The organism is Streptococcus sp. zg-86 (assembly GCF_017639855.1).
Lineage (GTDB): Bacteria > Bacillota > Bacilli > Lactobacillales > Streptococcaceae > Streptococcus > Streptococcus zhangguiae.
The window spans coordinates 163,620-189,230 of sequence record NZ_CP072115.1; the positions used below are offsets into that span (position 1 = coordinate 163,620).

Annotated in this window: 20 protein-coding genes; 10 read left to right on the forward strand and 10 right to left on the reverse strand. The window is 39.6% G+C overall.

What is annotated here, in order from left to right; all coding sequences use genetic code 11:
* Positions 1 to 5 precede the first annotated feature (5 nt).
* The 4 genes from J5M87_RS00985 to J5M87_RS01000 all read right to left on the reverse strand — a co-directional run bounded on the left by J5M87_RS00985 (position 6) and on the right by J5M87_RS01000 (position 4,111).
* Positions 6 to 1,703, reverse strand: a complete 1,698-nt coding sequence (locus tag J5M87_RS00985) for an ABC transporter ATP-binding protein (protein ID WP_160463137.1) — start codon at positions 1,701 to 1,703, stop codon at positions 6 to 8.
* 684 nt (positions 1,704 to 2,387) lie between these two features.
* Positions 2,388 to 2,969: a hypothetical protein gene (locus J5M87_RS00990; RefSeq protein ID WP_154607800.1), complete on the reverse strand. Its 582-nt coding sequence runs from the start codon at positions 2,967 to 2,969 to the stop codon at positions 2,388 to 2,390.
* Complete coding sequence (locus J5M87_RS00995; protein WP_154607799.1) at positions 2,948 to 3,820, reverse strand: DUF6895 family protein; 873 nt, start codon at positions 3,818 to 3,820, stop codon at positions 2,948 to 2,950. Before J5M87_RS00995 ends, J5M87_RS00990 begins: the two co-directional genes overlap by 22 nt.
* 87 nt (positions 3,821 to 3,907) lie before the next feature.
* Positions 3,908 to 4,111 (reverse strand): hypothetical protein, encoded by a 204-nt coding sequence (locus J5M87_RS01000; protein ID WP_154607798.1) that lies wholly within the window; start codon positions 4,109 to 4,111, stop codon positions 3,908 to 3,910.
* A 176-nt stretch (positions 4,112 to 4,287) separates the two neighbouring features.
* Between J5M87_RS01000 and J5M87_RS01005 the strand changes: the two genes are divergently transcribed.
* The 4 genes from J5M87_RS01005 (at position 4,288) to J5M87_RS01020 (ending at position 8,435) form a co-directional block, all read left to right on the forward strand.
* Complete coding sequence (locus J5M87_RS01005) at positions 4,288 to 5,223, forward strand: dihydroorotate oxidase (protein WP_154607797.1); 936 nt, start codon at positions 4,288 to 4,290, stop codon at positions 5,221 to 5,223.
* A 102-nt stretch (positions 5,224 to 5,325) separates the two neighbouring features.
* The gene (locus J5M87_RS01010) at positions 5,326 to 6,600 is read left to right on the forward strand and encodes a CapA family protein (protein WP_154607796.1); all 1,275 of its coding nucleotides are present in this window, start codon (positions 5,326 to 5,328) and stop codon (positions 6,598 to 6,600) included.
* Positions 6,601 to 6,669: 69 nt separating this feature from the next.
* Positions 6,670 to 7,506: a Cof-type HAD-IIB family hydrolase gene (locus tag J5M87_RS01015; protein ID WP_154607795.1), complete on the forward strand. Its 837-nt coding sequence runs from the start codon at positions 6,670 to 6,672 to the stop codon at positions 7,504 to 7,506.
* A gap of 107 nt (positions 7,507 to 7,613) precedes the next feature.
* Positions 7,614 to 8,435, forward strand: a complete 822-nt coding sequence (locus J5M87_RS01020) for an alpha/beta hydrolase (RefSeq protein ID WP_230082348.1) — start codon at positions 7,614 to 7,616, stop codon at positions 8,433 to 8,435.
* Positions 8,436 to 8,919: 484 nt separating this feature from the next.
* Here the strand turns inward: J5M87_RS01020 and J5M87_RS01025 are convergent, their stop codons facing one another.
* From J5M87_RS01025 to J5M87_RS01045, 5 genes are all read right to left on the reverse strand, one after another.
* Positions 8,920 to 12,285, reverse strand: coding sequence for a S8 family serine peptidase (locus J5M87_RS01025; protein WP_154607794.1), 3,366 nt, complete (start codon positions 12,283 to 12,285; stop codon positions 8,920 to 8,922).
* A gap of 1,565 nt (positions 12,286 to 13,850) precedes the next feature.
* Positions 13,851 to 14,633: an ABC transporter permease gene (locus tag J5M87_RS01030; protein ID WP_154607793.1), complete on the reverse strand. Its 783-nt coding sequence runs from the start codon at positions 14,631 to 14,633 to the stop codon at positions 13,851 to 13,853.
* Position 14,634: 1 nt separating this feature from the next.
* Positions 14,635 to 15,414, reverse strand: a complete 780-nt coding sequence (locus J5M87_RS01035) for an ABC transporter permease (protein WP_154607792.1) — start codon at positions 15,412 to 15,414, stop codon at positions 14,635 to 14,637.
* Entirely contained in the window at positions 15,407 to 16,390 is a 984-nt protein-coding gene (locus J5M87_RS01040; RefSeq protein WP_154607791.1) for an ABC transporter ATP-binding protein, read from the reverse strand. Before J5M87_RS01040 ends, J5M87_RS01035 begins: the two co-directional genes overlap by 8 nt.
* 267 nt (positions 16,391 to 16,657) lie before the next feature.
* A complete protein-coding gene (locus J5M87_RS01045) occupies positions 16,658 to 17,188 on the reverse strand; it encodes a TetR/AcrR family transcriptional regulator (RefSeq protein WP_154607790.1) in 531 nt (176 codons plus the stop codon).
* Between the two features lie 128 nt (positions 17,189 to 17,316).
* On the opposite strand from J5M87_RS01045, the gene J5M87_RS01050 reads away from it, so the two are divergent.
* Positions 17,317 to 19,785: a YhgE/Pip domain-containing protein gene (locus J5M87_RS01050; protein ID WP_154607789.1), complete on the forward strand. Its 2,469-nt coding sequence runs from the start codon at positions 17,317 to 17,319 to the stop codon at positions 19,783 to 19,785.
* Positions 19,786 to 20,013: 228 nt separating this feature from the next.
* Here the strand turns inward: J5M87_RS01050 and J5M87_RS01055 are convergent, their stop codons facing one another.
* Positions 20,014 to 20,979 (reverse strand): S66 family peptidase, encoded by a 966-nt coding sequence (locus tag J5M87_RS01055; protein WP_154607788.1) that lies wholly within the window; start codon positions 20,977 to 20,979, stop codon positions 20,014 to 20,016.
* Positions 20,980 to 21,147: 168 nt separating this feature from the next.
* On the opposite strand from J5M87_RS01055, the gene J5M87_RS01060 reads away from it, so the two are divergent.
* The 5 genes from J5M87_RS01060 to dltD are packed head-to-tail and all read left to right on the forward strand — an operon-like array spanning position 21,148 to position 25,596.
* Positions 21,148 to 21,279 carry a teichoic acid D-Ala incorporation-associated protein DltX gene (locus J5M87_RS01060; RefSeq protein WP_154607787.1) on the forward strand — a complete coding sequence of 44 codons (132 nt, stop codon included), beginning with the start codon at positions 21,148 to 21,150 and terminating at the stop codon, positions 21,277 to 21,279.
* A gap of 21 nt (positions 21,280 to 21,300) precedes the next feature.
* Positions 21,301 to 22,836: a D-alanine--poly(phosphoribitol) ligase subunit DltA gene (gene dltA, locus J5M87_RS01065; RefSeq protein WP_154607786.1), complete on the forward strand. Its 1,536-nt coding sequence runs from the start codon at positions 21,301 to 21,303 to the stop codon at positions 22,834 to 22,836.
* Entirely contained in the window at positions 22,833 to 24,077 is a 1,245-nt protein-coding gene (gene dltB / locus J5M87_RS01070) for a D-alanyl-lipoteichoic acid biosynthesis protein DltB (protein WP_154607785.1), read from the forward strand. Before dltA ends, dltB begins: the two co-directional genes overlap by 4 nt.
* Before the next feature lie 12 nt (positions 24,078 to 24,089).
* Positions 24,090 to 24,329, forward strand: a complete 240-nt coding sequence (dltC, locus tag J5M87_RS01075; RefSeq protein ID WP_154607784.1) for a D-alanine--poly(phosphoribitol) ligase subunit DltC — start codon at positions 24,090 to 24,092, stop codon at positions 24,327 to 24,329.
* Positions 24,322 to 25,596 carry a D-alanyl-lipoteichoic acid biosynthesis protein DltD gene (gene dltD, locus J5M87_RS01080; protein ID WP_154607783.1) on the forward strand — a complete coding sequence of 425 codons (1,275 nt, stop codon included), beginning with the start codon at positions 24,322 to 24,324 and terminating at the stop codon, positions 25,594 to 25,596. Before dltC ends, dltD begins: the two co-directional genes overlap by 8 nt.
* Positions 25,597 to 25,611: the final 15 nt, after the last annotated feature.

Genomic DNA, 25,611 nt, shown 5'->3' on the forward strand with positions numbered 1-25,611 from the left:
ATTTCTTAAAGGCTGTTCTTTTCCTGTTTTTCAATGTATTCACGGTATTTTTTATGGGAGTTCATCAGTTCGTCGTGTGTTCCGATTCCTGTTACACTTCCTTGATCTAAGAAAATAATTTTATCAACAGATGTAATAGTTGATAATTTATGTGTAATAAAGATGAGTAATTTATCTTGCAACGAATGTTTAATATAATGTAGGACCTTTTCTTCAGATTCAATGTCTAGATTTGCAATGGCTTCATCAAAAATATAGAAGTCTGCCTTACGTAGCATAGCTCGAGCAATCTGTAGCCGTTGTTTTTGTCCCCCAGATAAGCCAGCCCCATTTTCTCCTAAAATGGTGTTTAACCCGTCCTTGAACTCTTCGATTTCTGAAGTCAGATTGACACAATCTAGGGCTTTCTTCAGTTCTTGTTCACTTATTTCTTCTGTCAATCCGAGAGTGAGATTTTCTAAAATAGTGCCTGAGAAGAGTTGATTTTCTTGAGTAACTAATGAGAGATGTTGTCGTAAGAAACGGGTATCTATTTCTCGGAGAGAAACATGATTGAGGGTAATATCTCCGCTGTAATCAGTATATAATTTAGTAATAATATCAATAATAGTCGATTTTCCGGCACCAGAGGGGCCTACAAGAGCGACTTTTTCACCTTTATGTATTTCAAAGGTAATATCAGAAAGGATATTTTCTTCTCCATAAGAGAAAGATAGGTTAGAGGTGCTGAGATGATAGAGGGAATCAGGAGTGCAGATGATAGACCCATTTTCTTCTTTAGGAGCCTGTATATATTGCTCAATAAGTTCTAAGTTTTCCTTTGTTTTTTGTAGCTGAGCTCCAAACTGTCCGATAGCACTGAAGGGAGAGAGAAGCTGAAACAGATAAACTAGGAATGAAATTAAGGTTCCAGTTGTCAGAGTTGAAGTAGCCACTCGATAACCACCATATGCAAATAAAAGTCCAATGATGCAGATAACCAGTAAGGTCATGAGAGGTTTTATGAAGGCTTCTACAAGTCCTAATTTAATTGAGTGGCGATAGATATGGTTATTTTTTTCTTGGTAGCGTTGACTAATTGCTTCTTGGATTTGATTCAGTTTAATGAGCTTGATATTTTGGAAGATTTCAATGAGAAAACCAGAGAGAGTTGCCAAACTTTCTTGCTTTTGTTTTGTATATTTTCCACCAATGAGAGCAATAGGTGCTAGGAGAGCGATTAAAATAATGAGGCCGGCAAACATAACAAGTGTTAGTTGCACATCTAGGCGAAATAGCATAATAAATGATAAGCAGATTAGTAGGAGAGAAGAAAGTGCTTCGGTTAATGTTTGGCTCAGAAAAACACGAATATTTTCCGTATTAGAAATCATCTGACCGCTTAATTCACCACTTAGATGTTCTTTGAAAAAAGTCAATTTATTTGACAAGATTGCTTCAAGAGCCTTTTGTCTTAGAGCTGTAATTTGAGCTTCGGCATAATGTACAGTAAATAAAGAGGACAAAAAAGAAAGCGTTAAGTTCAATACCAGTAAGATTCCAATAAAGCTAATTTTATGCAAATCGAATTGGTGATTATCAACTATGGTTCGAATAGATTCGGGGATAAAGACATAAGAAATAGTTGATGCTAGGGCAGTAAGTATTCCGAAAAAGAATAATACTCGACCAGTGTGATTTGTTGGGAAAATTAGACGTTTCATAGTATTTCCTCCTGAAGTAATGATAGGCACCATACACAATAAAATGTATTTTTTAGTAGTTGAGAGTTGGGAATTTTTCCTAAGAAAGGATGATTGTAGCCAAAATATCCTTTGTCGTTCTGTAAGGTAGTTATGAACGAGTAAATTTCTCTTTTAGTCAGTGATGGTAGGGATTTGTTAACATTTAACAGTATTAGGACACATAGGACAAATTCGCATAGTTGATAATTTCTAGCAAAATACATTAAAAATGAAGTGATAATTTCATAGAGTATATGTTGACACACACTTTGTTCAGTAGTATAGTGACTCCAAAAATAAAGACTATACAGTGTGTCAATATCCATTTTTTGGGAAAGTAAGGAGTAGTGGATATTACTTTTGATGGAGTGTAGAAAAGACTCTTTCTCTGAACGGTGCAGTAACTGGAGCCTATCTTTGATATATATGATTCTAAAGCCAAATTCTGATGGTGAGGTGGACTGGCATTCTTCGGCCAATATCTGTTTGAGGTGTACGATGAAAGTATCGTTGGTTGTTAATTCTATGAGAAGTTCAGGAAAAATATCATCAATTTCTTCGCGTGAAATAGTTGAGAAGTCTGTTTCTTCTTGCAAAAAGGCTAATAATAACTTAGAGTTGATATCATCGTTTTCTTTCAACCAACTGACCAGCTTATGTTGATTAGGTATCATAGGAGAGTTCCTCCAGTAAATCTAGTAGAATTGGGGAAAAAATAGTATTATTAGCTAGCTCTGTTTTTACAATAATTTCTCTATATTGTTCTAGTGTTAAAAAATTATTGTTGAGAAATCGTAGGCAATCATAAGAAAATCTGCGAGTTCTTACCTTAGTCACATCTATACGATAAGAGTTAATTTCATTTGTTAAAAAGTTTAGTTGACAGTGTAAAGTTGTGAACCAATTCAGTTCAAATTCATTTTTTTGTATAATATCTTGATTATACAAAGCTATTAGTTTTGACACATCAATAGGTATGCCAACTGTTTTTGCTGCTAGGAATAGGTGGGTATGCTCCTTGATGTAGACGGGATAAATATTCAATAGAGCCTCAATATCTGTGTTCTTAAAAAAGTAGCAAAGTAACTCTTTAATTAAATTATTAGAGGAATTATATAGAACTGTTTGATTGAAAGAGAATACTAAATCATTATAGATTTCTAAGAGTTTACAAAAATCAATATAGGTATCTAAATCGAATTCTGTTCTCTTGAAAAGTGTTATTAAATTTTGTCTTGATAACATAGTAAGACTCCTAAACAAACAAGTGTAGTGTGGTAGTTGTTCCGAAATTCTTCATAATCGGTGTTGTATTGATATTCTATAGGAGCAGGGAAAGAACCGTTTTTATTTTGATTCTGGATAATAAATTGTATAGAGTAGTCAATGATTTCAGAGATGTCTGTATCAATTTTTAAGAATAGTACAGACAGTAGTAACTCTGCTAGTATATCTAAGTCTTTTTCGATTATCCTATCTCCGATAAGTGAGGTTAGCAAGTCAACATAGTCCATAGGGGAATTATCTAAATAATAGCTACTACCGAGATCACTGATATAGAAAATGGTATGAGTCAAACTATACATTGCATTAGGAGTATAGTAAAACCGTGGTAATTTTTTTCCTAGGACAGTTTGATGAAAAAGGTTGTTGTAACTATCTAGATTATCATTTAATCCTATTTTTGAGATAGAATATTTTAAATCCATCATTCTGAAGGGCACCTTTTCTATTTGCGAATCAATTTTTTCGATTTCAATTAATCTGGTTAAATAGTTCTTGAAAATGTTGAGAGATTTTCGCTGAGCAAATTCTTCTAAAATGAGTAGTCCAGGAAGATTGTGAGTATTGTTTTCGACTAACTTAATCAGTAGCCCCTGTTGATTAGTGTCACTTAGTTTACTTTTTAAAAAACGCTCAATAAACTCTAAGTGGTGCAGGTCAATTTGTCGTTGTGATAGTAAATTGTATAGAAAAGCTAACTCAACAAAAGACTTAAATTGAGTATCAGAATCATCTTGTAGTAGTTCCTCTACAAAGAAATGATTAATATTCTTTTTAATGTATTCGATAGATCTTAATACTGCTTTTTTCATGCAACATCCCTCAATAGAGTTAAAAGGCACATAAGGATAGGCTTTAACTTGACATATGATAACATAATCTTGAGAAGGTGATGTTGTCTATGGTTGACTAGATAAAGGGACTAGTTCTGAAGAAATTTCTTCTAATTTTTCTTTAAAAGCAGTTGTTTTAAATGTTTTATAAATAAAAGCATAACCACTCCAAGCAACAACCCCACCAGCTTGAACTTGAATGGAATCGTTTTGAGATTTAAATGGAATAAAGACATTATTCGTTTCTTTATCAATGATGTTTTTTAACACAGATTTTATTCCTTTTTCGGTATTTTTCCCAAGATTATGTTGGAAATTATTATATATATTGATATGCTATTTGTCAATGGAAAAACACGGAATATTCTGACAATTACTGTGAGAAATGGTAGGTATTTTCTACTTTTTTGTGATAAAATGAAAAAAAGAAAATTTTGGAGGACAATATGTCATCAACTAAGACACAGATTGCTGGTTTTCCGTTTGAAAACTGTCTGATGAATGCGGCGGGGGTTGCCTGCATGACGATTGAGGAGTTAGAAGAAGTAAGATTGTCTCAAGCAGGAACCTTTGTGACCAAGACTGCTACCTTAGAAGCACGTGTTGGAAATCCTGAACCACGTTATCAGGATGTTCCGCTTGGATCGATTAACTCGATGGGATTACCAAATCAAGGTTTGGATTACTATTTGGATTACCTTTTGGAATTGCAGGAAAAAGAACCGAATCAAACCTTCTTCCTTTCCTTAGTCGGACTGTCTCAGGAAGAAACTCATAGGCTGTTAAAACAAGTGGAAGAAAGTGAGTTTAAAGGCTTAACCGAGTTGAATTTATCCTGTCCGAATGTGCCGGGCAAACCACAAATTGCCTATGATTTTGAAACGACAGAGGCTATTTTAAGAGAGGTATTTAGCTACTTTACCAAACCTCTTGGGATTAAGCTACCTCCTTACTTTGATATGGTGCATTTTGATCAGGCGGCAGCGATTTTTAACCAATTTCCGCTCGCTTTTGTCAACTGTGTTAACTCAATTGGAAATGGTCTCTACATTGAAGATGAGTCAGTTGTTATTCGTCCTAAAAATGGATTTGGAGGAATCGGTGGAGAATATATCAAGCCGACTGCTCTGGCCAATGTCCACGCTTTCTACCAGCGGTTAAAACCAGAAATCCAAATCATTGGAACAGGAGGAGTGCTGACAGGTCGTGATGCTTTTGAGCATATCCTTTGTGGAGCTAGTATGGTGCAAGTTGGGACAACCCTTCATAAGGAAGGGGTCGCAGCCTTTGAGCGGATTACGGCAGAATTACGTAGCATTATGGCAGAAAAAGGCTACGAAAGTCTAGATGATTTCCGTGGGAAATTGCAGTATATAGAGTAAATCAAATAGGTGAAAATCAGTCGATTTTCACCTGTTTTTTCATAGGGGTTACCTAGCTTTTTCAGTAAGAATAGCGTATACTAAAGGAAGGAGGGTTGTATCATGAAGAGAAGACGAGATCGGATTGGAAAACGGAGGCGACAGCAACGGAAAAAATGGCTAGGACGCCTTTTATGGCTACCAATCGTTCTCGGTTTCCTTGCTGGAATTAGCTATGGTGGTAGCATTCTCTGGTCACGATTTGTTCCTATTTCTTCCTCAAGTAAGGACTCGTCTCATTTAGAATCGGAAGTGACAGAACAGCCTGTATTGTCTGAACAACCGGTTCAGACGGCAAGGATTATGGCGCATGGGGATTTGCTCTATCATGATCTTATCTACTGGAGTGCGTTACAAGCTGATGGTCAGTATGATTTTACAGAGAACTTTACCTATGTCAAACCTTGGATTGAGCAGGCTGATTTTGCCATAGCAGATTTTGAGGGAACCATTTCGCAAGAATATCCCTTGGGAGGCTATCCCTTGTTTAATGCCCCAGTCTCAGTTGCAACGGCTATTCAGCAGACAGGATATGATTTGGTTGATTTGGCCCACAATCACATCCTTGATTCTCAGTTATCTGGTTTGCTATCAACCGTCGATACTTTTAGGCAGCTTGGTGTGGATACCGTAGGGGTGTATCGTGATGGCAATCGCTCAACAGCACCTCTTTATATCAAGGAAGTGAATGGGATTAAAATTGCTGTCCTTGCCTATGCTTACGGTTTTAATGGCATGGAGGCAAACCTCACGCAAGAAGAATATGAAAACTATTTATCTGACCTTAATGTAGACAAGATTAAGTCTGAACTAGAACGAGCGGAAGCAGAAGCTGATATAACGATTGTCATGCCACAGATGGGGATTGAATACCAGTTAGAACCAACAGAAGAGCAAGTTACTCTCTATCGTCAAATGGTAGAATGGGGAGCAGACATCATTTTCGGAGGCCATCCACATGTAGCAGAACCAACGGAAATCATTGAAAAAGATGGCGAGCGAAAACTGATTGTTTATTCTATGGGGAATTTTTTGTCTAATCAGCGCATGGAAACTATGGAAGGGGTCAACAACTTCCAATGGACAGAACGTGGCGTTTTAATGGATGTTACCCTTGAAAAGAAAGAAGGAAAGACACGAATTCAGACGGCAAAAGCTCATCCGACCTGGGTCAGTCGTGTACCAAAAGAAGGAACGGACTTGTTTACCTATCAAACCTTTGTGCTAGAGGACTTTATAGAAGGCGGTCCACATCGTCATCAATTAGATGAAGAAACCAAGGCGCGAATTGATGTCGCCTATCAAGAGATGAACGACTTTATGGGATTAAACTGGTAATATTAAACACGTTAGCTTGTTTGATGAGATGATAGGATATTTTACCAAGAACAAAGGATGTATAGAGGAATGAAGATAAAAGCAGTTGTAACGGATATGGATGGGACCTTTTTAGATGATCGTGGAGGATTTGATCGTACTCGCTTTGAGCGGGTTTTGGAGCAATTGGAAAAGCGAGAGATTCCCTTTATTGTCGCAAGTGGCAATGGTCTGGAACGCTTGCTCGATCTTTTTGTGGGCTTTGAAGACCGGATTTTCTTTCTGGCGGAAAACGGTGGCCTCTTTTACCACAAGGGGCAAACGATTTTTCGTAAGATCTTGGACCGTCATCTAATAGAAGAATTGATTCGCCATTATCAACCAAGGGTAGCAGACTATTGTTTAATGGTTTCAAGTGATACGACGATGTATATTGATGAGCAGGCTCCCCAGCCTTTTGAGGAGACAGACTTAGCGATTACAGCAGAACAACTTCAGGCTTTTTGGGATAAGATTGTTCGTTTACCAAACTTACTTGAACTGCCAGCTGATGCTACGATTACCCATGCAGGTTTTTGGGTGCCAGAAGAGTTGGTTGCAGATTTGGTGACGGATTGTAATGAAGTTTTTGGAGAGCACTTGCTTGCTGTTACAAGTGGTTATGGTTCGGTGAGTATTTTACCAAAGGGTGTCCATAAGGCTTGGGGCTTGGAACAAATCTTGCAACCGCTTGGTATTGATGCTAGTGAAGTTCTGGCTTTTGGCGATAGTGACAATGACTTGGAACTGTTGGCCTATGCCGGCTATTCTTATGCCATGGAAAATGCATCTGAGCGTGTTCAGACTACTGCTAAATTCTGTGCACCGTCGCATACAGAACAAGGTGTCTTACAGGTGATAGAGGATCTTGTCTTAGGTGCTAACTAGTTCTATTGAAGCTATTCTTATTTGAGAATGGCCTTTTCATTTGTTGTCAGGAAAAATCGGGTATGTTATACTGGTCTATTATGATGAGAATAAAACAGTTAGATAAGATGCTTGCTATTGTCCTCCTTTTCCTTGTTTTTTTGAGTGCTGTCTTCCTACGTCCTAAACTGAATCAAACGAGCTATGTACAATCGACTATTCCTACCCTCTTTTTTCATGGTTATGGTAGTAGTGCGAATGCGGAGAAGCATATGACTCAAGCAGCGAGGAAAGCTGGAGTGACGCAGACTATTATTCGAGCAGATGTGGATACAGAAGGGCAGGTTACCTTGCTAGGAGAGATTCCGACAGGCGCAATCAATCCGATTGTCGAAGTGAATTATCAAGATAATCGGAATGCGGACTATCATCAAGATGCTCGTTATGCCAAGGCCGTTGTGATGAAATTACAAGAAACGTATGGATTTACAAAAATGAACATGGTTGGTCATTCGATGGGAAATATGTCTATTCTCTTTTATCTCTTGGATAATGCCCATGACCAAAATCTGCCTCAGTTGCAGAAGGTGGTCCATATTGCCAACCATGTCAATGGATTAGAAGGACGGGATTTGCCGGCAGATCCTAGTTTAGATGAACAGACGGGCCAGCCTAAGGAGATGAGTACTAGTTATCAAGAGTTGCTTGCGCTACGTGACCGATATCCAAAGCAACAAATAGATGTATTGAATGTCTATGGTGATTTGACAGACCAATCTGATGGTTCTGTTTTGAATGTCTCGTCAAAGAGTTTGAAATACTTGGTTTCTGAAAGAGCAACATCCTATACGGAAGAGAGGATAACTGGTAAAGGTGCCCAACATAGCCAATTACATGAGAATCCAGAAGTAGACAGACTATTGCTTGATTTTTTGTGGGGAGTAAATTAATCTATTGGATTGGTATAGTTTGAGCTGAGAAATATAGAAGCGAGGAATACGAAATCATCCTCGCTTTTTATTATTAGGTTTAGCTATCAACAGCTGATGAGATACCAACAAATTGATTATCCTATCAATTCCCTACCGCATCCCTCTCTGATGATTCAATCGGATTCGCAAAAACAAGGATTTTGTTTAGTCTAGTTATCTAGTCAGTCTTTCTTTGCTAAGAAAAGTTTATCTAGCTTCTAAGTGAGCCTGTTCTTCACTGAAAAAATGTTGACATACTTCTAAGTCCGTCGTTTTTTAGTGAAAAAGTTGAGTCTCATCTCGTAGGGAATCCGTCTTTCAACAAATTATTCGGGAATTGCTTTTAGAGAGGGCGTTTTTGATACTGTAGACTAATTTTTGTAAATAGAAAAAGAATCTAGCCCTGCACAATATAGAACTAAATCCTTTCAATTGTTTCTTGTCTAACTTTTTGGGAGCAAGACTATTTCTCTTTTTTACGATAAAACACTAAATGTAAAATAAAGCAGAAGGCTAAACCGATTATCTTCAATAGTGTTAGATGTTTGGCTGAATCGCCTGTTTTAGGAAGTTGAAGATGTGCATCGTACACGACTTTTTCTGAATACTTCGTTTCTTGATTTTTGTTAAAGCTAGATATGACTAAACTTGTTTTAGAAGTTATAGCATTCTCCGTTGAATTTTTTGTTATGGTTGGTGCTAAGGTACATGAGACTTTTTCTTTTTTAGAAACATCATTTTCGAGCTTATCCTTTTTAGAAGTATCTTTTTTGGAGGTGCTAGGTAGATTATTTTCTTTATTGAGAATATCTGTTAGTTTAATATGTGAATAATTACCTGCAAAATCTTCAACAACATAGGTTAGATGTTCAAGTGTCAATTCAACCATTTCTTCTGCTTCATTGGTGAATGTGTTGGGAATGGTAAAAGTGCCGTCTTGTTTAGGTTCTATGTAGCGAATAACTGGGATACCATCTTCTATATCAGTATAGGATAAGCGTGCACGAAAAATAGGAGAGTGATTGTTCGATTGCTGAATGGGTCTTATTCGGACTGTTCGAGAAATAGCATCATAGCTTGCTGAAGTGGGCAATACGGGTGGGATAGTGTTGAGTACCAAGTCGAAATCCATGTGCTGTTCTTTTGCTCCCTCAGAAACTGGGGTAAATACAACACGATAAACATAGTTTCCATCGCCAACATATTTACCGTTCCGATCTTTTCCATCCCATCTAGTCTTCTCAAAAGTAGTCGCAGTTCCTGTTTTATCGATTAACTCGCTGTAATGTTTATCAGCTTTTGAGGCTTCTGGACTTTCCCAAATAGCGGTTGTGAGATCAGATTGACGATAGACCTTGGCCTTTAAGTCCTTTACATTTCGTAAGAGTGTTCCTCTAAATTCAACAGTATCCATGACACCATCTCCATTTGGTGAAAGTGCTAAATAGGGTTTGCCGTCTTTTATAAGTAGTTTTTTGATGTTTTGGGTACCAAGTTTATCATAAGTTCCTAAAACAGTTGTAGAACGAAATTCTAAAGATTCTTCTTCAATAAAGTCTGGGCGCTGAGATTCTTGGACATATCTCCAGGATCCATATTGGCTAAGGAGAGCTGTAAAATTTTGTGCCTTAAATTCTTTGAATTCATCTACTTCAAATTCTCCATCTTGTAAATATTTAGGACGTTCGTAATAAAATGTTTTATTTGGTTTGTCATAGATAGATTGTTCCATTGCTCTTAAATCAGCAAACTTACTAGTGCCACGAAAACCAATGAAAGGAATGCTCATTACTTCAGAACCATTTGGGGATGTCATAAAACGAATAAAGCCTTCCAAAAAATAGCCGTTAGGCATCAGTTTTGTGAGATCGTAATGAAACTGCTTGACATCGATTGGTATATTAATGTCTAGAGTCGTATTAGCCGGAACAAGGATTTCTTTCATTTCTGTTGTTAATAAATGCTTTGGTGCAAGTGCAAAGTATTGGCCGTCAACCTTGTCAGTAGCTATGTGCGCTGTATAATAAAACTTAGTAGGAACTAAACTGAGATTATGAATTTTTGCTACTAGATTAAAGGTGCTTCGTATGTCGCCAAGATGTATCTTGCTATTATTATTTTGGTCCGTTACATAGGCTGTGGCAAGAGCTGCCTTTCGAGCGTCTACTAAACCGGCTCCTTGTTGACGTGGTGAGATATAGGCCTTTTCTTGTTCATTAAAAATAGCAGTCGCTGAACTCATCATCATCTGCTTTATGAATGTTGCTAGTTCTTGAGGTGTTTTATCTGGAAAGCGTTTTTGGTAGATAGGTTTCAAAAGATTTACTAAACCGGCAACATGGGGGGCTGCAGCGCTCGTACCATTAATCAATTCATAGTCGTTACCTTTGAAAGAAGCTGAGGAAGTGAAGCCTCCTGGGGCAGTAATGTCGGGCTTTAAATGACCATCAGCAGTAAGTCCCCAGCTGGAGAAGTTAGCTATTTGGTTTCCACCAGGATTTTGAAAGACTTGGTAGTTTTTATGAAATGATAATGTTTGAGACTTATTTTGTAATAAGGCTTGAGCGTCTTTTTGACTAATAAAGCCGGAAGGTATTTTGCCTAATTTTTCAGGTAAAGGTAAGGTTATATTTTCTTCCATTACATTATTATAGATGAGCACTCCTGCAGCTTTATTTTCAATGGCGTTCTTAATCTTATCAGCGAATCCAATTTCTCCACGTTGAATTAAAGCAATTTTATCTGTGGGCTCAATCGTTTTAAAGTCTTCTTCTCTTCCGAATTTAGCATCAACGAACTGATATTGTCTGGTTTTATCAAATCCGTTTATTAAACCTTGGCTGGTTGAAAGAGCTATTTTTTGCTGTGTGGATGTTGTCAAATATTCGCTATAGATAGTAGGATTTTGATAGGCGGCTACGCTGATGACATCTTTTGATAAACCTGGGGAAGCGACAACACCAAAGTCTGGATTTTCTGCTAAAGGTTTTTTAAAAACATCTCCAAAGGCCCGATCGTTTCCTGCACTAGCAACTAAGAAAACTCCTTTATCTTTTGCCAATTGAATGGCTTTTACCATCTCGGAATGTAGATTATTTTCAGAATCTCCTCCCTTTCCATAGCTCATATTGATACTATCAGCTCCTAAATGGATGGCATCAATAATAGCTTTGGCTCTTAATTCATCAGCCCCTCCAATTACTTTCATAAAAATCAGTTGAGATTGAGGAGCAACACCTGTCATTTTCAACCCATTTTCCATAGGTTGTTTGCTTTCCCCAACTGCAATACCAGATACATGGCTTCCATGTGTGTCTGTTCCTGCTATATCATCGTTGTTTTTAAGGTAGTTATGGGCAAAAATAATTTTAGATGAAATCCATTTACCGTAATCAATGTTTGCGGCATTTTTCAATCTGTTTAAGTCATCTTCTGTTTTTACTTTAGGTTTTTCAAGAGTGGTATTTGAAAAAACCTCATGATGACTATTTAATTCGCTGTCAAGAACTGCTGTTATTGTACCAGCTCCTTGCTGGCTCTCTTCCCAAATTTTTGTAATATTAGTGCTGTCTAGCTCGGGATCAAGAGTAGTTTTTGGGGGATGAGAAGGTGTTTTGGATTCTGAAGAATATCTTTCTGACAGAGCTTCAGATTTGTTGATAGGTGATAGAGGGTGGTCTTTTTCTGTTTCAGTATTTAATGGTATTTCTGTTGAGGTGTTCAGTGGAGCTTCTTCTTGGGCTTCTATTTGTTTTGTATACATCATGAGTATACCGGTCGTTAATAGTGCCATAGCAACTAATTGTTTTTTTCGACTATCTTTTTTCACAATATCCTCCAAATTTTCGTTAATATCTATTTGTTTTATCCATAAAAAATGAGTCAGCAGATGCCGAGGGACATTGTATAATAAAAAATAAAATTGTTCAATGTTACAAAGGAAGTGGAATCGTCATAGGTATGTTTTTGTACAGAAGTTGATGCTATACTTACTGAATAAAGTAGCAAAAATATACATTGTGCATAGAAGTGTGCAGCGTTGCTTTGAGATTCTCTGTATTTCTATCAAATGATACAGATGTATATTTTTTACGTAACATTGTTCATTTTTTTAGGCAGTATTTATAGTTATGTATTTATTAAATTTGAACTGGTACAGACTGCATCCCAAAACGACTGAATTTAGAATAAGAGAGTTATGGACCAAATGAGTTTGAAATTGCTAAGCTGACAAAATCAATTTTTGAGGAAGTTCACTTGCGTCACTTGTTACCCTAATTCCTTTTTCTCTTTCTCTTTTATTTTTTGATTGGGAGTACAACAGCTAATGAGAAACTGGCAATTCGAGGCTCTTATCAATTACCTAAGGGTCTTTCCTCTCTGTTGATTCAATCGGATTCGTAAAAACAAGGATTTTGTTTAGTCTAGTTATCTAGTCAGTCTTTCTTTGCTAAGAAAAGTTTATCTAGCTTCTAAGTGAGCCTGTTCTTCACTGAAAAAATGTTGACTTACTTCTAAGTCCGTCGTTTTTTAGTGAAAAAGTTGAGCCTCATTTCGTAGGGAATCCGTCTTTCAACAAATTGTTCGGGAATTGCTTTTAGGAAGGTCGTTTTTTAATGAAACGTTCGGGTCTTACTGCTTAGGGAGGCTTTCTCTTGTTGAAAATCGCTTGTCTAACTTTCAAGTCTGGTTTCTTCTGATGAAAAAAATTATTCCTAACGATTAAGTAAGGCTGTTCGTATCGAAAACAGCTTGTCCTCGTTTCAAAAGAAAGCCCTGACTAAGAAGTTACTCCTAGTCAGGGTCTTGTGTCTGATTGTATTATTATGTGGTTTCTAGATTTGTGTAAGCAACCCCTCCCTACGTCGTTGCTTGTTTGTTTTTGGTTCGGGTAGAAAAAGTCTTTTTATTGCCACCATCCTCATGTGCTTTCGGACATCAGCGACTTCCTTCGGAGTAAAATAATCCAGTGGATTATTTTAGGTCGAGCCCAGAAACAAAGGAGCGAGGATAATCGATTTCAACGAAATCACGACTTTTGTCTCACTCCCACTTTTAGCACGGCGGAGGTGGCGGTATTGTGCTCGCTACGCTCGCAAATTTTCTAACCTTAAAACTACAGAAAATGAAATATCATTGTAATGTTTTTTCTGAATTGTGAGGTTTGTCTACGTTCTGAAACAATCCACTGGATTAACCTCGCTTTTTCATTTTTCGGCTTGGGTTAAAACAATCCACTGGATTAACCTCGCTTTCTTATTTTTCGGCTTGGGTTAAAACAATCCACTGGATTAACCTCGCTTTCTTATTTTTCGGCTCGGGTTAAAACAATCCACTGGATTAACCTCGCTTTCTTATTTTTCGGCTTGGGTTAAAACAATCCACTGGATTGTTTTAATTCCCTACACTGCTGAATTTTTTCATGCCGTATCGAAATAGGGTGTAGTTTATGCTGAAGATGGTGAGGACGACGAGGGGGAGGAGGATTCCGATGGAACTGATGTTTAGGAAATGAAGGGCAGGGAAGTAGGAGGTAAAGGCGTAAGGGAAGACGAGGGTAAGGAGAATTTGGATGGCGGTTGGGTAAATGCGAATCGGATATTGCGCCATTTGATTGAGTGAGAAAATTCCCATGGTAATGGGGAAGGATTCGACTGTCCAGAAGGCAAGAGCAGTTGGTCCTAGCTGAATGGCTGCGTAGAGCAGGCCGATACAGATACAACTTAGGGTAAACAAGAGATAATCTGTCACTCCCCAATGGAGTTGTAAGAGGTGATAGGCCTTGCTGGTTGCAATGATCCCGACCAGAGTTGTTCCGATTCCTTGCAATTGCACTCGTTCTGAAATCAGTTGAAAGAGGGGGTTGACAGGTAAAATCATCAATCGCTCAAATTCTCCTTCACGAATATAGCGACTGCCAAACATCCATAAATTATCAAAGAAAATCAAATGAACAGACCGTCCAATGGTTGAAATGCCGTAGATAAAGAGCATTTGGCCATAAGAAAAGCCTCCAATTTCCTTGATATTACCAAAAAGGACATTTAAGAAGATAAGATAGACAATTTGTTCGACGAGAGATGACAGTAGTCCGATGAAGAAGTCCATACGATAGGACATGGCAGCAATCAAAAAGGCCTTGACATTGTAATAGTAAAGTTTTACGTATCGTTTCATCCTACCCTCCAAAAATGACCAAGCGTTTTTTAGCCCCTTGCCAAAGGACATACATCAGTCCAGCTAGAAGAGGGGCCCAAATCAATTGTAGCCAGAAAAGGCCAGGATGCACTTCTTTTCCCAATAGGACAGTAATCGGAAAATTAACTGCAAAACTATAAGGTAAAAAGCTGAGTAGTTTGGCAATTGGCGCTGGATAAAAACTTAAGGGTAAGAGCACGCCTGCTGATAGGTTGAAAATACCTTCTCGCAAGATAAAGAGTCCCCATGTGTTGACGGTGTAAAAGGAGAGCAGTCCAAAGCCCAAATCCATCAATTGCACCATGAACATTCCAATCAGGCTAGTCAGAACAAAGATACCTAAGGTTTTTATGTCCGGCAAATAAAAGTTAGGATTGACCATCGGAACGACCAGTAACACCAATATGAATTTTCCAGCTTCGATGATTTTCAGACCGAAATCTTGAAAGAAAAGGGCGGTAATGGGGGAGTAGGGATAGAGCAGTTCGCCTGTAATATCCCCTCTGACGATAGATCTAGCCAGATCGCGTCCGATTCCAAAATTATTGAGATTGTTCAAGAGATTGGCAAAGATAATATAGGTCGTAAAGGTTGCAAGGCTGTAACCATTGACCTCCGATTGACTAGCGAAAATCGTCTTCCACACAAATAGAGATACCAGTATTTTTAGCAACATGGAAATCAGGGTTGCTAGGAAAAAGGACTTGTACTGCAATTGAAGCAACAACATCTGTTTTGTGACATGAAGGTACTTAGTCATGTAAGCCCCCCTCGTAAATGCGCTTGACAATCTGTTCAATCGTGACTTCCTTCATGGTGACATCATCAATAGGATAATGGGTGAAAGCCAACTGAATAATGTGGGCATTGCTATGGTGTTCTGTCTGGTAATGAATCTCAAAATGATGTGAATCCACTTGTTCCCATTCAAGATAAGGAGCTTCTAGCGGTGTTTCAATCGCTGTATGGCTTGTAAAGGCAATGGTTTTGACCTTGGAAAAATTCTCTTTTAAATGGATGAGGCTGCCGTCATAGACTTTCTGCCCCTTATCAATGATGACAATGCGCTTGCAGAGGGTTTCGATGTCTTGCATATCATGAGAGGTAATCAGAAAAGTCGTTTGGTATTCCTCATTCATGGTGCGGATGAAGTTGCGAATCAACTCCTTGACACTGGCATCCAGTCCAATAGTTGGCTCATCTAAAAAGACGACAGCAGGTTGGTGGAGGAAAATAGCCGCAAATTCACACTTGACCCGCTGACCGAGTGAAAGATTGCGAATGGGCTGATGGAGAATACTCTCTAATTCCAAAAGTTTTGTCAGACGTGTGAGGCGTTCTTGGTAAAGTTGGTTTGGAACATCGTAAATCTTGGCATGAAGAAAGAAGGATTCGATGACAGGAATATCCCATTTGAGGTGGGATTTTTGGCCAAATAAGACACCGATTTGCCGATTGACAGCCGTTCGTTCCTTGACTGGTTCCAGACCGTTAATCAAGACCTGCCCTTGATCGGGATACAGCACTCCAGTTAGCATTTTGATGGTTGTCGATTTTCCGCTCCCATTTGAGCCGATATAGCCAATGATTTCTCCTTTTTGAACGGATAGGGAAATATCCTGAACTGCTGGAATATAGCGTTTTTTAGGCTGAAAGAAGGATTTTATTGAGCCTAGTAGGCCCGCTTCCTTATCAACAATCGTGTAAGTTTTTGATAAATGATGTGCTTCGATCATGATAACTCCTTGACTAGCATAAAATCAACTGAGAAAACGTTTGCGTAATCGATTATACCACATCCGGCTTAGGTAGACAAGGAATTATCGGTTTGTTATAAAGGTGGATGATGTGCTTTTGTCATTGCTACGATTAGGGATTGACATTGCTTCTACGATATCACGATTGAGTTCCACTCCTAATTGTTCAGCAAGATGAGCCAACGACGGAAGAAGCTGATTTTTGGCGGGTATAAAAAAGCTTACAATATACCAGCCAGTCAATATTTAGGGCAATAATTTCATGATGAGGGCAGTCATTTCAGTTGGTGATTCTAGTTTTCCCTTGTTAATCCAGGCCTGAACAATGCCAAAGAATGCATGGGCGAAATAGATACTATGGTAGTCTTTTTCTACTTCAGACAGGAGTTCGAGACGATTGTTATCTGCTACGTCATTGTTGATGAAGAGGCGAACCTTGTTGATGAGAAAGGATTGGATTTCTTGGCTACCATTGTGTGTGAGGAGGGCAGATAGGAGTTGTTCACGAGAGAGGAGGACGAAGATTTCAAGGAAAACTTCTTTGCGGTCGCGATCATACTGGGTCATAATTTCTTCTATCTCGACAAACAGGGCTTCTTGATAGTCTTCGATTACTTGATATTTATCTCGGTAATGGGTATAAAAACTAGAGCGGCTAATCCCAGCAGTTTGTGCTAAATGTGTCGTTGTAATATCGTTAAAGGATTGGTGCTGTAAACAAAGAATCATAGCTTGAAAAATTGATTTTTTGGTTTCCTCACGTCTTCTATCCGTCATTCCGTCACTCCTTTTGTACATTTTTAGACATTGTGTCTAAAAATGGTTTGTGAAACTTGATTTTGAATCTTAGCTTTGTATAATATATTATATCATATTTTGGACACAGTGTCTAAAGGAGAAGTTTTATGCTAGAAGAAATCAAAACTGTCTTAAAAAAACCACGTCTTTGGATTGTGATGATTGGAGTCGCTTGTATTCCTGCCCTTTATAATCTGAGTTTTTTAACCTCTATGTGGGATCCCTATGGCAAGGTCAGCGAGTTACCAGTTGCAGTAGTCAATGAAGATCACCCTTCTGAATTTCAAGGGAAAACCCTGAACATTGGCCAAGAAATGGTGGATTCAATGAAGGAGGGGAACAGTCTTGATTTTCATTTTGTATCGAGTGATGAGGCTAAAAAAGGTTTGGCAGACGGTGAGTATTACATGGTTGTGACCTTACCAGCTGATTTATCCCAAAAAGCAGCCACCTTGCTAACGAGAGAACCTGAGTCATTAAAAATAGGATATCAGACCTCAAAAGGGCATAGTTTTGTCGCTAGTAAAATGGGTGAATCAGCTATGACAAAACTCCAAGAATCAGTATCTGAAAAGATTACCAAAACCTATACGGGTGCTGTCTTTTCTAGTCTGTCAGAATTACAAGACGGGTTAGGTCAAGCAGCCACGGGTGCGCAACAAATCAATCAAGGTAGCCAAGCATTAGTAGGAGGTGGGCAAACTCTAGCAACTGGTCTGGGAACTCTTGAGGTATCAACTCAATCGCTTTCAGAAGGTGCGAGCCAACTGGAGTCAGGTCTTGTTCGCTATACAGATGGAGTAGCTCAGGTAGCTACAGGCAGTACAGGCCTTGCGGAGGGTTTAGTACCGTATACGAATGGTGTAGAAAGTCTAGCAAGAGGTGCTCAGCAACTTGATAGCCAGTCGACTGCATTACAAACAGGTGTTGCACAACTACAAGCAGGTCAGAATAAGGTTCAAGAATTGGTCAATGGTGCCCAGCAGATTCATAATGGTTTAGCCCAAGTGAGCGCAGCGACAAGCTCATCAACAGAGCAGGATCAACAATTGGCTAGTCTACTGCAAGGACTGACTCATTTGCAGACAGGTATGAATGAGTTAAACACGCGGGTATCTGGCTTAACGGTGCCAAGTCTTGATACAGCTACTATTACAGCAAGTTTGCAACAGATTGGAGCCCAAGCCCAGAGTATCATTGCTGCTCATCAGGCAGATCAAAAAGCACGTCTAGTAGCCCTTCAGGCGACATCCGCCTACCAAGCTATGAATGAAAGTCAACAAGCAGAGTTAGTAGCTACTATGGAGGCTAGTCCGTCAGAAGCAGTTTTACAGGCGCAGGCGATTTTACAAGAACTTTCTAGTATGCAGGAAACCTTTTCAGCCCTCGGAAATGCTGGTGAGATGACAAATCAAGTAGCTAGTTTGAAAACAGGCATTCAGCAAGTAACAGATGGGGCAAATCAAGTTTTGCCAGGAGCGACAGGGGCTATTACAAACTTGACAGGAGGTGTTCGTCAAGCAAATGTTGCATTGTCACAATTAACATCAGGAAGTCAGATCTTAGCAGCTGGAGTGGGTCAATTACAGTCTGAATTGGCTATTGGTGGGGAACGATTATCCCAAGGCGTGACTCGTTACACGGGCGCAGTTGCGCAATTAAGTAGTGGTGCTAATCAATTGGCTGAAAAGAATGCAAAGATTATGGCAGGAAGTCAACAATTGGTATCAGGTCTTGATAAATTGAACAACCAAACTAGGAATCTTCTAGGTGGTGCAGATCGACTAGCCAGCGGTTCTGGCCAATTGCAGGCAGGAGCTAGTCAGTTGCACAATGGCAGTCAAGAACTGGTCGCGGGTGCAGAAAAACTTCAGACAGGAACGGACAGTTTAGCGGAGTCTTTGGGTAAGGCTAGTCAGCAATTATCTCTTATTTCTGTTGAGGAGGTCAATGCAAATGCCGTATCAAAACCAGTTTCTCTGTCCCATACAGATACTGATCATGTGCCAACAAATGGAGTGGGCATGGCTCCCTACATGGTATCCGTTGCCTTAATGGTTGCTGCTCTTTCAACCAATGTCATCTTTGCCAAACGCATTGACGGAAAAGCCTATACTTCACGCTCAGAATGGGCGTTGAATAAACTGGTCATCAATGGAACAATTGCCACCTTAGCTAGTCTTATCTTGTATGCAACGCTTCGTTTTATCGGTATTGAGCCGAGTCATTCTCTTGCAACCCTTGGTTTGATACTGTTATCGGCATGGACCTTTATGGCCTTAGTGACAGCCTTGATTGGCTGGAACAATCACTTGGGTTCCTTTGCTTCCTTGCTCTTATTACTCCTACAGCTTGGTTCAAGTGCAGGAACCTATCCGATTGAATTAAGTCCACGCTTTTTCCAAAGAATCCAACCCTATTTGCCGATGACCTATACAGTATCAGGTCTACGTGAGACTATTTCTATTGGAAATCAGATTGGTCAGCAAGTAATGATGTTGAGTCTATTTCTCATTGGCTGTATGACCCTTGGCTTTCTGATTTTCCGACCAAATCAAGAGGTTTCTCACCGATAAGAAAGCATTCAGATAGTAAACGAGTATAAATAGAGTTTAGGCAAAAACGATTCGAATAGTAAAAACGCATAAAATCAGAGGATCAATAATCCCAGTTTTATGCGTTTTTATGTATTTTCACTATCCTCCAAGTATCCTGCCAAAATGGAGCCATACTCGTCGGCGTAAAATCGCTCATTCTTCTTCCTTGATACGATGGGTTCAACTATTTCTGTGAGAAGGTCGTTATCAGTCGTTGTTTGTTTCCTCCACATGTACAGTCATGGTCTTGGTATCAATGCTGACGGTTGCTCCAATGGTGACCGTAAAGAGGGGTTGAGTGTGGGCAAAGTCCATGTCATAGATGACCGGTATAGTCTGTAAGACAGGGTATTTGTCCAGGATGTAAAGGAGAAGTTCTTCGGTCATTTCGCATTCTTTTGGGAAACGCCCGATGAGAACAGCTTTGGGTTCTGGGTAGGTTTGGAGAAGTGCCGCGAGAGCACGGTCAAAGTTGAAATAATTATCTTCTTCAGCTTCTTCTAAGAGGAGGATATAGTCCTTGTCTTGTGGTGCATAGGGCGTGCCACGAAGGAGCGAGAAGGTGGACAAATTCCCACCGATAGCAGTAGCCTCAGTCTGTCCATGATTGTAAACTTTCCACTCGGTTTGATGAAAGGTCATTTCCGCATCCGGCAGATACCAAGCATTGCTACCCCATTCTTTACTGGGAGTTAGGTCATAGGAAGTTTGGGTTAGAGCTTTTAGCCAACTTTCTGTCTGGTAGTCTTGGAGAGCTTTCATCTTAAAGCTAGAATAGGCTGGTCCCATATAAGTTTTCAACCCAGTCTTTGCATAAATAGCATTGAGTAGGGCAGTTGTATCAGAATAACCGCAGAAAGGCTTAGGATGAGCCTTAATCAGCTCATAATCCAGATAAGGTAGGAGTTCATTGCAGTTAAAGCCACCAATTGTGGTTAAAATCATATCTACGCTATCGTCTAAAAAGGCTTCGTGCAAGTCTGCTACTCGACTTTCGATGCTTGCTGAGCCCAGCATATCATGCTCATCGTAATGGCTTGAAAAGGATACCTGAAATCCAAACCCTTCTAAGTGCTCTTTAGCTGCACGATTGGCTTCAAATCCACCGATTCGCTCGATGGAAGAAGAGGGACTGACAACGCGAATATGGGCATTTTTTAGCAATTTTTTCATAAGCATGCCTCCTTTGATGTCTGGTTAGTATACTCCTTTTTAAAAGGAAATGCAAGCCATTTTAAGATTGACCTGTAGAAGAGCTATTTTAAAAAGTTTTATATTGAATATTTCCTATAGAACATGGTAAAATAGAGTAATTATTTCTGAATAAATGAGCGAGATGAGATGAATAAGTATCAAACCATTTGTAAGTTTGTAGGTCAGACCTTACTATATTTTGTGATTTTTCTGGCCCTATTGTACTTTTTTTCCTACCTTGGACAAGGTCAAGGTGGCTTTATTTACAATGAATTTTAGTGGTGTATGGAGACATAGTTGATGATAAAAGACATGATTGAAACAATTGAACAATATGCGGCAACTCAGCCTGATTTTCCCGTTTATAATATCTTGGGTGAGGTGCATAGCTATCGTGATTTAAAGCAAGATTCAGATAGCCTTGCAGCAAAGATTGATAGTCTTGGCTTGCCTGCAAAATCTCCTGTCGTGGTCTTTGGTGGACAAGAGTATGAGATGCTAGCGACCTTTGTCGCCTTGACCAAGTCGGGTCATGCCTATATCCCGATTGATAGTCATTCGGCCTTGGAGCGCGTGTCTGCGATTGTGGAAGTCGCAGAGCCTAGCTTGATTATTGGGATTGCAGATTTTCCATTAGAAGTAGCGATTCCTCAGCTCAGCCTGTCAGAAGTCACAGCGATTTTTGAAGAGAAAAGACCTTATGAGCTGACCCATTCGGTAAAGGGTGAGGACAACTACTATATCATTTTCACATCTGGCACTACTGGTAAGCCAAAGGGGGTGCAAATTTCCCATGACAATCTACTTAGTTTTACCAACTGGATGATTACCGATAAGGAGTTTGCGACACCAGAAAGACCGCAAATGCTAGCCCAGCCACCTTATTCTTTTGACTTGTCGGTCATGTACTGGGCACCAACTCTGGCTCTTGGTGGCACTCTTTTTGCATTGCCAAGTAGCTTAGCACAGGATTTCAAGAAATTATTTGCAACGATTTTGGAGTTGCCGATTGCGATTTGGACCTCAACACCTTCTTTTGCTGATTTGGCGATGCTGTCTGAGGACTTCAACGCAGAGAAAATGCCTCACATTACTCATTTCTACTTTGACGGTGAGGAATTGACGGTGAAGACAGCTCAGAAACTGCGTGATCGTTTCCCAAGTGCGCGGATTATTAATGCGTATGGTCCGACCGAAGCAACAGTAGCCTTATCAGCGGTTGCTGTGACAGACGAGATGTTACAAACCCTTAAACGCTTGCCAATCGGTTATACCAAGGCGGATTCGCCAACCTTTATCATTGATGAAGCAGGCAATAAACTTCCATTTGGTGAGCAGGGAGAGATTATCGTGTCAGGACCTGCTGTTTCAAAAGGCTACATGAATAATCCTGAAAAAACAGCAGAAGCCTTTTTTGAATTTGAAGGATTACCAGCCTATCATACAGGAGACGTCGGTTCGATGACAGCAGAAGGTCTTCTGCTTTACGGTGGTCGAATGGATTTCCAAATCAAGTTTAATGGCTACCGGATTGAATTAGAAGATGTATCTCAAAATCTCAACAAATCCAAGTATATTAAGTCAGCAGTAGCAGTGCCACGCTACAATAAGGACCACAAGGTACAGAATCTCTTGGCCTATGTGATTTTGAAAGAGGGTGTCCGTGAGCAATTTGAACGGGACATTGACATCACGAAGGCCATTAAGGAAGACTTGGAAGACATCATGATGTCGTATATGATGCCGTCGAAATTCCTCTATCGCGAGAGTTTGCCTTTGACCCCAAATGGCAAGATTGACATCAAGGGCTTAATCAGCGAGGTAAACAACCGATGATGGACTTTGTCAACCAACTTCCGCATTTGGAACCTTACGGAGATCCGCAGTATTTTGTCTATCTGATTGCTGCGGTCTTACCTGTTTTTATCGGTCTCTTTTTTAAGAAGCGTTTTGCTTGGTATGAAGGGGTGGTCGGTCTAGCCTTTATTGTCTTGATGTTGACAGGAACGAGCAAGACTCAACTTGTTGCCCTCTTCTTTTATGTCATGTGGCAAACTAGCTGGGTTTTCAGTTACAAATGGTACCGAGCGAAAAAAGATAACAAATGGGTCTTTTATCTCCATACAGCACTCGCTGTTTTTCCACTTTTTATGGTTAAGGTAACTCCAGCGATTTCAGGGCATCAATCGCTCTTTGGTTTCTTGGGAATTTCCTATCTGACCTTCCGATCAGTTGGAATGATGATTGAATTGCGAGATGGGGTATTGACAGAATTTACGCTTTGGCAATTCTTACGCTTTTTGCTCTTTATGCCAACCTTCTCAAGTGGGCCGATTGACCGTTTCAAGCGTTTTGAAGCAGATTATACGACGATTCCAGATAAAGATGAGCTACTGGACATGCTAGAAATTGCAGTGCGTTCTATCATGCTTGGCTTCCTATATAAATTCATTTTAGCTCATATTTTTGGTTCCATGATTTTGCCGCCACTCAAGCAGTATGCCCTATCCCAAGGTGGCTGGTTTAACCTACCGACCTTAGGTGTCATGTATGCCTTTGGCCTTGACTTATTCTTTGACTTTGCAGGTTACTCCATGTTTGCCATTGCGATTTCTCATCTCATGGGGATTAAAAGTCCAAGAAACTTTGACAAGCCATTTCTCTCTCGTGATCTCAAGGAATTTTGGAATCGCTGGCATATGAGCTTATCATTTTGGTTCCGTGATTTTGTCTTTATGCGGTTGGTTATGGTTCTCATGCGCAATAAGGTTTTTAAAAATCGAAATACCACCTCAAGTGTCGCTTACCTACTCAATATGTTGATCATGGGCTTCTGGCATGGAGTGACCTGGTATTATATCGCTTATGGTCTTTTTCACGGTCTTGGTCTAGTGGTCAATGATGCTTGGCTTCGGAAGAAAAAAACGCTTAATAAAGAACGGAAAAAAGCAGGGCTTGCTCCTCTCCCAGAGAATCGCTTACTTCAAGCGTTAGGGATTGTGGTCACCTTTCACGTTGTCATGTTGTCATTTTTAATCTTTTCTGGATTTTTAAATGACCTGTGGTTTAAGAAATAAAAGGAGTTTACAATGGATATTAAAGCAGAAGTGATTGAAATTATCGATGAATTATTTATGGAAGATGTATCAGATATGATGGATGAGGACTTGTTTGATGCAGGTGTCTTGGATAGTATGGGAACAGTTGAATTGATTGTCGAGATTGAAGCTCGCTTTGATATTCGTGTTCCAGTATCTGAATTTGGTCGTGATGATTGGAATACGGCAAACAAAATTATCGAAGGCATTACGGAGTTACGAAATGCTTAAACGCTTATGGCTCATTTTAGGTCCGGTCTTTTGCGCAGCCTTGCTGGTTGTCCTTTTATTGATTTTTTATCCGACTCATCTTGATCATAATTTTGAGGTTGAAAAACGCTCGGCGGTCACCCTAACTTCTCGTAGTTTCAAGGGACGGACACAGAAAGTTCGTGCCTTGACGGATCCTGACCACCGCTTTGTTCCCTTCTTTGGATCGAGTGAATGGTTGCGCTTTGATAGCATGCATCCGTCTGTTTTAGCTGAAAAATATGACCGTCCTTATCGTCCTTATTTGTTGGGACAACGTGGCGCGGCCTCTTTGAACCAATACTTTGGGATGCAACAAATGTTGCCAGAATTGGAAGGTAAGACGGTTGTCTATGTTATATCTCCTCAGTGGTTCACCAAGAACGGTTATGAACCCAGTGCTTTTCAGCAATATTTTAATAGCGACCAGTTGACGAGTTTTTTGAGTCAGCAAGTAGGAGATGAGGCAGCCCAGCATGCAGCTGAACGCATCTTGCAACTCTATCCCAATGTGACGATGGCAGATATTGTCAAAAAAGTAGCACAAAAAGAAACATTATCGTCTTCAGAAGAACAGTTTATTAGCTTGATGGCACGTTTTCATAAACGTCAAGATTATTTCTTTAGTAGTTTAACTTCTGAAAATAGTGGAAATTTTGAGCAACGAGTGCTACCTGAGCTTAACCAACTACCAGATCAATTTTCCTATGAAGAGTTGGAAAAGGTTGCCATTAAAGAAGCAAAAGAACACACCAAGTCTAATGACTTAGGGATTGATGATCGTTTTTATAAACATCGATTAAGAAATAAAATCAAAAAATTAAAAGGATCGCAAAGGAATTTATCCTATATTCAATCTCCAGAATACAATGACTTGCAATTGGTCTTGCAACTCTTTGCTCAAGCAAAGATAAAGGTTCTCTTTGTTATTCCACCGGTCAATGAAAAGTGGATGGCCTACACAGGTCTGCGTGAGGAGATGTACCAACAGACTGTTGCAAAAATCAAGTACCAATTGGAGAGTCAAGGCTTTACGAATATTGCTGATTTTTCAACAGATGGCGGCAAACCCTATTTCATGGAAGACACCATTCACATAGGTTGGCTTGGTTGGCTAGAGTTTGACAAGGTAGTATATCCCTTTGTTACAAATCCTGGACCTACCCCTAGCTACCAGCTCAATTCAGCCTTCTTCAGTAAAGAATGGGCAGATTATGACGGAGATGTAATGAAATTTTCGACAAAATAATCATTCGCAAGAATA